This window comes from Domibacillus sp. PGB-M46, from assembly GCF_022668875.1.
Taxonomy (GTDB): domain Bacteria; phylum Bacillota; class Bacilli; order Bacillales; family Domibacillaceae; genus Domibacillus.
Window position 1 is genome coordinate 1 of sequence record NZ_JAKGCR010000050.1, and the last position, 7003, is coordinate 7003.

The 7003-nt window shown below is 41.9% G+C and carries 5 protein-coding genes and 1 pseudogene; 3 read left to right on the plus strand and 3 right to left on the minus strand.

Translation table 11 applies throughout. From position 1 onward, the window contains the following. From L2D08_RS23330 to L2D08_RS23340, 3 genes and pseudogenes are all read right to left on the minus strand, one after another. Nucleotides 1–1048, minus strand: a pseudogene (locus L2D08_RS23330) (hypothetical protein); the annotation flags it as partial. A 155-nt stretch (nt 1049–1203) separates the two neighbouring features. After that, complete coding sequence (locus L2D08_RS23335) at nt 1204–1716, minus strand: hypothetical protein (protein ID WP_242237901.1); 513 nt, start codon at nt 1714–1716, stop codon at nt 1204–1206. Nucleotides 1717–1979: 263 nt separating this feature from the next. Beyond that, nucleotides 1980–3536, minus strand: a complete 1557-nt coding sequence (locus L2D08_RS23340) for a UDP-N-acetylmuramoyl-L-alanyl-D-glutamate--2,6-diaminopimelate ligase (protein ID WP_242237904.1) — start codon at nt 3534–3536, stop codon at nt 1980–1982. 193 nt (nt 3537–3729) lie between these two features. Here L2D08_RS23340 and L2D08_RS23345 point away from each other — a divergent pair, with 193 nt between their 5' ends. The 3 genes from L2D08_RS23345 (at nt 3730) to ald (ending at nt 6806) form a co-directional block, all read left to right on the plus strand. After that, nucleotides 3730–4269 carry a copper resistance CopC family protein gene (locus tag L2D08_RS23345; RefSeq protein ID WP_242237906.1) on the plus strand — a complete coding sequence of 180 codons (540 nt, stop codon included), beginning with the start codon at nt 3730–3732 and terminating at the stop codon, nt 4267–4269. Continuing rightward, entirely contained in the window at nt 4269–5351 is a 1083-nt protein-coding gene (locus L2D08_RS23350; RefSeq protein ID WP_242237907.1) for a copper resistance D family protein, read from the plus strand. The genes L2D08_RS23345 and L2D08_RS23350 overlap by 1 nt, the downstream gene beginning before the upstream one ends. Nucleotides 5352–5678: 327 nt before the next feature. After that, entirely contained in the window at nt 5679–6806 is a 1128-nt protein-coding gene (gene ald, locus L2D08_RS23355; protein WP_242237910.1) for an alanine dehydrogenase, read from the plus strand. The last annotated feature ends 197 nt before the right edge of the window (nt 6807–7003 follow it).

The window sequence follows — 7003 nt, forward strand, 5'->3', positions numbered from 1 at the left end:
CTTCCTCTTCATTTTTTTCATTCTGTTTTTCCGTCTGAGCGAAAGGTTCTTCTTCCTGCTCATTCGGTTCTTCCGAGTTGTTGGAGAAAGCTTCCCCTTCATTTTTTTCATTCTGTTCTTCCGTCTGAGCGAAAGGTTCTTCTTTCTGCTCTTTCGGTTCTTCCCAGCCGTTTAAGGAAACTTCCTCTTCATTTTTTTCATTCTGTTCTTCCGTCCGAGCGAAAGGTTCTTCTTTCTGCTCATTCAGTTCTTCCGAGCTGTTGGAGAAAGCTTCCTCTTCATTTTTTTCATTCTGTTTTTCCGTCTGAGCGAAAGGTTCTTCTTCCTGCTCATTCGGTTCTTCCGAGCTGTTGGAGAAAGCTTCCTCTTCATTTTTTTCATTCTGTTCTTCCGTCTGAGCGAAAGGTTCTTCTTTCTGCTCTTTCGGTTCTTCTGAGTTGTTTAAGGAAACTTCCTTTTTATTTATTTCTTTCTGTTCTTCCATCTGAGCGACAGGTTCTTCTTTCTGCTCTTCCGGTTCTTCTGAGCTGTTTAAGGAAACTTCCTTTTTATTTATTTCTTTCTGTTCTTCCATCTGAGTGGAAGGCTCCTCTTCCTGCTCTTCGGTTTCTTCAGTATCAGCAAGCTCATGAACACCTGGGAATATATTGATAATGCATGCATTTTGCACAATTATTTTTTCTTCCCCACTAATGAGAATAAGATGGTCATCAAAGACCCGGCTTAAAAAGCCTGTAACAAACTGATCGTTATAACAATTGATTGTTACCCAGCTATACTTACACTGTTCTAAAATTTCATGAAGCTGTTCCGCCTCTAAATAATTCTTAGTAACCGTATTTGTCTGCATATCTTTTGCATTTTTTGAAACAGACTTTATCTGCGCGAGGTGATGGTAAATGTATTTTTCTTCTGTAATTTGTAAAATTAAATAATCTTTTTTTACATCGACCATTATTCCTTTTATAAGTATCCCATCATTTGAGAAGACACCTACCGAATAACCAATAAATGGTCTAAGTGCATCAGAAAAAAAAGGGCTCGACATTTCTTCCCCCCCTCACAGGTTAAAAACCCTTTTATCAAACAAAAGTCCCTTTGAATGAAGAGAATATGACATAATTGCTTATCCCATTCCTCATTTCAAAGAGACTCCGATTTCTTTTTTTATGATGATTGCTACGAATAATTATTGCTTTCTGTTTATTGAGTTTCTTCCTCTTTTTCTTTCTTATCTGATCCTTTCTTGTTCTTCTCATCCTCTTTTTCTTTTTTATCTTTATCTGGATCCTCAATTTTCAAATCGTAACTAATGTTTTTAATATGGAACGTCGATACACGAATAACTTCTTCATTATAAACAATTGTGACATAATCATCATTAATCTCATCGAGTACGCCTTGATATTTTTCATGCCCGCCCCGATTAATTGTCACCCATTTATACTTTAAATTGTTCAAAACGTCTGTGAACACTTTTCCAGCGATATACGTAAAATCTTCAGGAACAAGGAGGTTGAATTCGAGACCTTTCTTCGTATTGTCCGTTAAGCTTTTAACATGGTGGCCTTTGTAGTAAAGAACACCATCTTCTTTTGTAAGAAGCACAAAGTAATCCTCTTCTACTGCAAGCAATTGTCCAACTCGAGAATCATGGCCGCCTCTATTGACCTTAACGACTTTACCAACTAATGAACTTAAAATTTCTTTATTCATTCGTCTACTCCTCCTGTTTTAGAAAGTTCCCTGTAATTATATGCAGAAACCAAGAGAAGGTACTGCTTCAATCGTCGGTAGATCGTATTTTTTAAAATAGAACCGATAAAGTATTTTATTCTTTAACATTCAATGCTCTGTATATTCTCAGACATAAAAAAACATTTAGTTTGCAGAAGTATAAATAAACAAAAAAAATCGCTTAGGAGACAATAATTTCTGTCTTCTAAGCGGTTTTTTAACTAAAATCTAATTTCGTTAATTTAAAATAGACTTTTTTGGCTTTGTGCTACATACCCACTTTGTTCTGCACCAAATTTCATTGCCTGTGAGAATGAAGCACTGTTAAAAAACTCATTAATAATTGCCTCGTCTGAATGAGGAATATGCTTTCCTGCTACGATTTGACAGCCATTGATGCAGCCACTCGTAAGCAGGATAATGTCGTTCGGCCTGCTTTCCTCAAGTGACCGGATCACACCTTCCCGTCTTGTGGCAGCCGTCAAAATGAGTTCTTTTGGATTTGAAAACCCACTGACTACACGTCCAATAATGTCGTTTGGATTATGGGGTCCCGGGTGATCTACCGTTACGACGATTACCTCTGCTTTTCCTTCTGCCGCCTGTGCCATTTTGGGCATTTTCCCAAAGTCTCGAATGCCAATGCCCGCGATCATCGCAATCAAGCGAGCATGTGGAATACGCCGTACTTCAGTTAAAATTTGATCAAGAGCTACGGGCGTATGAGCATAGTCTATAATGACTTTCCGGTTGTCCGGTCCGTGAATCACTTGAAAACGGCCCTCTACCTGTTTCATGTTTGGCAGAACAGAAACGATTTCTTCCATACTGATTCCAAGAGACAAAGCGGCTGCAACCGCTGCTGTAAGGTTTCCGGCATTATATTCTCCGTAGAGCGGTACGGATATCGCATATGGCTTCCCGGTATACAACAGTTGAAATGTCATGCCTTCCTCATGATGCCGGCAGTCTGTCCAAATTAAATCAGCTCCTGACAGCGGTTCGCGGCTGTACGTAATAAGACGGCCTTTAGCTGCTTTGAGAATATCCTCTGACATGCCTGCATCATCCAGATTCACCACACCGACTGACGACTGCTCAAAAAGCTGCAGCTTAGACTGCTTATAATGCTCCATTGTTTTATGATATTCCAAATGCTCTTCTGAAAAGTTGGTATGAATGGCTATATCAAATAAAATGCCTTCCACCCGCTTTTGGTCGAGTGCAATAGAAGAAACCTCCATCGCTGCCGCTTCATGATTCGACCTGTGCAGTTCCTTAAAAATAAAATGAATGTCTGAGGACATTGGCGTAGTCGGTGTGCTTTTGTTGTATGGCATTTTTTCAGCTGCTTTCCAAATCCCGGTTGTCCCGAGCATGCCGCATGGAATATGAAGCAGGTTGAATAAACTTTGCACATACGTAGCCACTGTCGTTTTACCGTTTGTGCCCGTGACTCCTACTTTGATGAGGCGTTCCTGTACATGTTCATAAAAATAATCCGACACATGAGCCATAGCCGCACGAGAATCCGTTACTGAAACGAATGTAACAGCTGGAAACCGCTCGTGAAACGAATGAAGAATCTCTTCATCGGTGCCAATTACAGCAGATGCACCGGCATCAATCGCCTGCTCAATATAATCATGGCCATCTGTGTTCTCCCCTGCGATAGCAAAAAAAGCAAAACCGGGCTTTACTGCCTGTGAATTGTATGTAACTCCAGAGATGTCAGGACGGGACGGGCCAAAAAGATGGATGGCAGAAACAGCAGGTAATTGTTTAAATGGAATGTGCATGGATCGTTCCTCTCTTCATTCGTCTTTTTTAGACTTACTTCCCAGTTCAGACTTCCCCTACTCCTTTTGTGAACAGTTTGTGTGCTTTTTCTTTGTTTTTTGACACCTTTGTGATCTCAAAGCGGTTTTCATTCGTTTTGTTTTCAACAGTGGTATAGTATTTATGAACCATTTATGAATTGAGGTGAATCAATTGAAAAAAATATTTGTTTTCCTTTTTAGCTTATTATTTCTGTTTTCGCCTGCTGTATCCGCCCATACGGGATTGGAAAGTTCTTCTCCTGCGGACGGGGACACTGTAAAAGAGCCGATTCAGGATCTTTCTTTGACATTTGAAACGCCAATTGAACAGGGAAGCAGCTTCACACTGAAAAATGAAACCGGAGAGGTTCCGCTTGAAAAGGTTCAAGTACAGAACAATGTATTAAGCGGGTCCGCGGCGGAACCGCTGAAAAACGGTTCTTATACGATTGATTGGCGGATTGTCGGTGAAGATGGGCACTTAATCGAAGGAACCTATGGATTTACGGTTGCAGCCGAGCAGGCGGAAGAGCCGGCGGAGGAAACAGCGCCGGAGGAAGAAGTAACAACAGATCAAACAGAGGAACAACCCGCTGCTGATGTACAGCAGGAAGAAAAAGGATCCTCTTCCTCCATGCCGATTATTATCGGTGTGATCGTAGCTGCCGCATTGCTGGCCGTTATTCTGCTTATGAGAAAAGGAAAAAAATAATGGCTGTGCTTTATGCGTCGGAAACCCTTTTATACAGCTGTTTTTCTTTATTAATGGGCGCTTTCCTTATACAGCTTGTTCCTGCGCATAAAAAGCCAGCGATTCTCGTTCGAGAACGCTGGCTTTACGGGGCTATAGCCGGTGTCGCTCTTTTTGCTTTTGTGCCGGCAGCTGTATTGATTCTGGAACTTGCGGCAGGAAGCGGCGTAATGTCTGTGGCACAAACGGTCATTCTAGGATTTACGGTCGGGAAGGCTTGGGCATTCACTCTTGCTGTTGCACTTTTTTTCGCACTGTACTTGTTTACATTTCCTGTTTTAACAGATAAACGTTTTACAGCTGGCGGACTCGGTTTTATTCTTTTGCTGATTGGCTCGATCAGCTGGTCGAGCCATGCCGCTTCTTTAACCGATTGGACCGGTGTCCTTTCCCATGCTGTGCATTTTACAGCAGTATCCGTTTGGGCTGGCCTGCTGCTTATGGCTGGCTGGTTTGCACGTGATGAAGCAAACTGGCTCGCTTTTTTAAAATGGTTTTCGCCAGTAGCTGCTATTTGTTTGTTATTCACCGCTCTGTCTGGCTTTTGGATGATGACCATCATTTTAGACGTTCGTGACTATGCAAATGACTGGTCACTTAATTATGGGCAGGCACTTTTAATCAAGCACTTACTGGTTCTGCCGATTTTGCTGTTTGCGTTTATAAATGGGTTTCTTTTCAAACGAAAACTGCAAGAGCGCCGGGACGTTCACCCAAAGCCCTGGATAAAAGCAGAAAGCCTTATTTTATTATTGATCTTTGGCACAACAGCGTTTCTTGGCCAGCAAGAGCCGCCTCACGCAGTCAGCGAAGGCCGTTACTCACCGTTATTCGCTTTCTTTTACAACGGCTCCCTGCCGTCTGCTTTGCCGCTGCAGCTTGGCTGGTCACCATTAAATATGCTATTTATGTTTCTTGCCCTTGTTTTTTTAGCAATTGGCTTTTGGGGATATCGGAAAAAAGAAGCGGGCATTACATTTTTCATGAGCATGCTGCTTGTTTTTTCTCTTTATCTTGCCTTGATTACCGGTCTTTCATCTTAAAAACCGCCTTAGCAGAGGCGGTTTTTTATTATCAGCCTCCTCTTTTTCTCTCCCTGCCTCTCTATTGTTAGATTTTCTCACAATGTTTTTTCATTATTCGAAGCTTTATACGAACCTCTTTTCAGTGAATTGAATACTGTTTAAAACACATAATAAATACGGTAATAAAGCGCTAGTAACCGATTACAAGATTTCCGTTATAAACAAAGAGCATTTCCCTTTTGTATTTTTCCACAAATGATCTTCATTTTTTTTAACATTCAAAACGATGTCATTTTTTTCTTTTTCTCCTACAATAAAGGCAACAAATACGAGAGGATGATCGTGATGTTGATTGGGATCCCAGCTGAAATTAAAAATAATGAAAACCGTGTGGCTATTACGCCGTCAGGAGTTGCCACACTTGTGGCCGCAGGACATGATGTCATGATCGAAAAAGGAGCCGGCTTAGGAAGCGGATTTACAGACGCAGAATATGAACAGTACGGCGCTCAAGTACTTGATTCAGCAGGAGATGTTTGGAACCGTGCAGATATGGTGATGAAAGTAAAAGAACCGCTTGCTTCTGAATATCAATATTTCCGTAAAGACCTTCTTCTTTTTACTTACCTCCACCTTGCAGCTGAACCAGCACTTACAAAAGCGCTAGTCGACAGCGGTGTAACCGGTATTGCTTATGAAACCGTTACAGCAGGCGGCACGCTGCCTCTCCTTTCACCAATGAGTGAGGTTGCCGGTCGAATGGCTACGCAAATCGGGGCTCAATTTTTAGAAAAGAATAACGGCGGAAAAGGCGTTCTGCTCGGCGGTGTTCCAGGGGTAAAACGAAGCCGTGTAACCATTATCGGCGGCGGTATGGTTGGTACAAATGCAGCCCGCATTGCCGTTGGGCTCGGAGCAGACGTTACAATCATTGACTTAAGCGCAGATCGTCTTCGCCAGATTGAAGAAATCTTTGGCGCAAGTGTTCAAACTCTTATCTCAAATCCATTAAACATCGCTGAATCTGTAAAAGAATCCGATCTTGTTATCGGTGCCGTTTTAATTCCGGGTGCTAAAGCGCCGAAGCTGGTAACAGAAGAAATGGTAAAAGCAATGTCACCAGGCTCGGTTGTCGTGGATGTAGCCATTGACCAAGGAGGTATTTTTGAGACAGTAGATCGTATTACAACTCATACAAATCCGACTTATGAAAAACATGAGGTTGTTCATTATGCTGTAGCAAATATGCCAGGAGCAGTTCCGCGTACCTCTACCATTGCATTAACCAACGTTACGGTACCTTACGCCCTTCAAATCGCAAATAAAGGCTTTGAGCAGGCTATTAAACAAAATCCAGCCCTTGAAAGCGGTGTAAATACGTATGGCGGCTATGTAACCTTTGAAGCCGTTGCGCGTGATTTAGGCTATAAGTTCAAAAATGTGAAAAGCCTGCTGGATTCACTAACGGTTTAAATAAAAAAAGCTGCCTCCAGCACTGGAGACAGCTTTTTCTTTTATAAGGACAAGTACTAATATTTATTTATATATAAAAGCAGCTTCTATTTCGAAAAGAAACAGAAGCTGCTTTAAATGATACCGGCGGCCGGGGTCGAACCGGCACTCCCGTGAAGGAACTGGATTTTGAGTCCAGCGCGTCTGCCAATTCCGCC

Coding starts and splice junctions, on each gene's coding strand:
- L2D08_RS23350 (WP_242237907.1), top strand. CDS start 4,269: ATGGCTGTGCTTTATGCGTCGGAAACCCTTTTATACAGCTGTTTTTCT.
- ald (WP_242237910.1), top strand. CDS start 5,679: ATGTTGATTGGGATCCCAGCTGAAATTAAAAATAATGAAAACCGTGTG.
- L2D08_RS23340 (WP_242237904.1), bottom strand. CDS start 3,536: ATGCACATTCCATTTAAACAATTACCTGCTGTTTCTGCCATCCATCTT.
- L2D08_RS23335 (WP_242237901.1), bottom strand. CDS start 1,716: ATGAATAAAGAAATTTTAAGTTCATTAGTTGGTAAAGTCGTTAAGGTC.